General features: G+C 74.8%; 1 protein-coding gene. It reads left to right on the forward strand.

The window, feature by feature from the left end; all coding sequences use genetic code 11:
- Window positions 1–1149, forward strand: a 1149-nt coding sequence (locus AB0N07_RS51585) for an L-lactate permease (protein WP_365847989.1), incomplete at its 5' end; no start/stop codon positions are given.
- Window positions 1150–1166 lie beyond the last annotated feature (17 nt).

Genomic DNA, 1166 nt, shown 5'->3' on the forward strand with positions numbered 1-1166 from the left:
CTCATGGTGCACGGCGTCATCCCGTTCCTCGAGACTGTGACCGGGTTCGGCGTCTCCCTGATCGTGGGCGTGCCGCTGCTGCTGGGACTGGGCTACACGGCGTTCCGGTCCGCGCTGATCTCCGTCCTCGCGCTCACCATCGGGCCGTGGGGGTCCATGGCGCCGGGCACCCTCATGGGCGCCCGCCTGTTCGGCCTGGACTTCCGGGAGATCGGGGTCACCGCCGCGGTGTTCAACCTGCCGGCCTGCCTGGTGGCGGGCGTGGCCACGGTGCTGCTGCTGCGCGGGGCGCGCGGCATGCGAGTCGACGCCGGCCCGGCTCGCTCGCTGCCCTGGCTCGGCGTCGCCGTGCTCTCCGGGGTCGCCCAGTGGGCGCTGATCCTGGGGGCGAACCTCGTGGTCGGCACCGCGCCGGCGGGCGCCGTCGCCACGTTCGTGCTCACCGTGGCCTGGCTGTTCGTGATCCGCGGCGGCCGGCTGCTGCCCGGGCCGGGGCGGGACGTGGTGCCGTACCTGACGCTCATGGCGGGCACTGTGCTGGGCACCACCGTGAAGGGCGCGTTCGGGCTCGAGGGAACGGCGGCCCTCGTGGGGACCCCGGCACTGTGGGCGTTCGTGGCGGTGGGCGTGGGCGTGTGGCTCCTCCACCTCGACGCCGCCGCCCGCCGCCGCGTCCCCCGCGAGTCCGGGAAGCTGTGGGTGGGCACGGCCATCCCCAACGCGCTCTACGTGGCGTTCGGGCTCATCCTCTCCGCCGGCGGGGTCTCGCAGGCGCTCGCGGGCGCGCTCAGCGGGATGGGGGAGTCCTACCTGGTGGCGATGCCGTTCCTCGGCGCGTTCGCCGGCTGCATCACGGCCTCGAACACCGGGGCCATGGCCCTGATCGGCCCCCTGCAGATGGACACGGGCGCCGCGCTGGGCGTCCCCCCGCCCTGGTCCAACGGCCTGCACAACGCGGCCGCCGGCTGGGGCATCGTCGCCGGTCCCGCCCGCATCCAGGTGGCCCACGGCATGGCCGCGGGGGCGCAGTCGCCGCAGATGACCGGCTGGACCGTGACGCGGCGGAACCTGTTCGTGGTGCTGCTGCCGGCCATGCTCGCCGGGATCCTCGGCATGGCTGTCATGGGCTGGTTCCTGCTGCCTCGGTGACGCGCGGGGCCCCGTGG

Origin of the sequence: Streptomyces sp. NPDC051172, from assembly GCF_040682555.1 — a bacterium.
Taxonomy (GTDB): Bacteria; Actinomycetota; Actinomycetes; order Streptomycetales; family Streptomycetaceae; genus Streptomyces.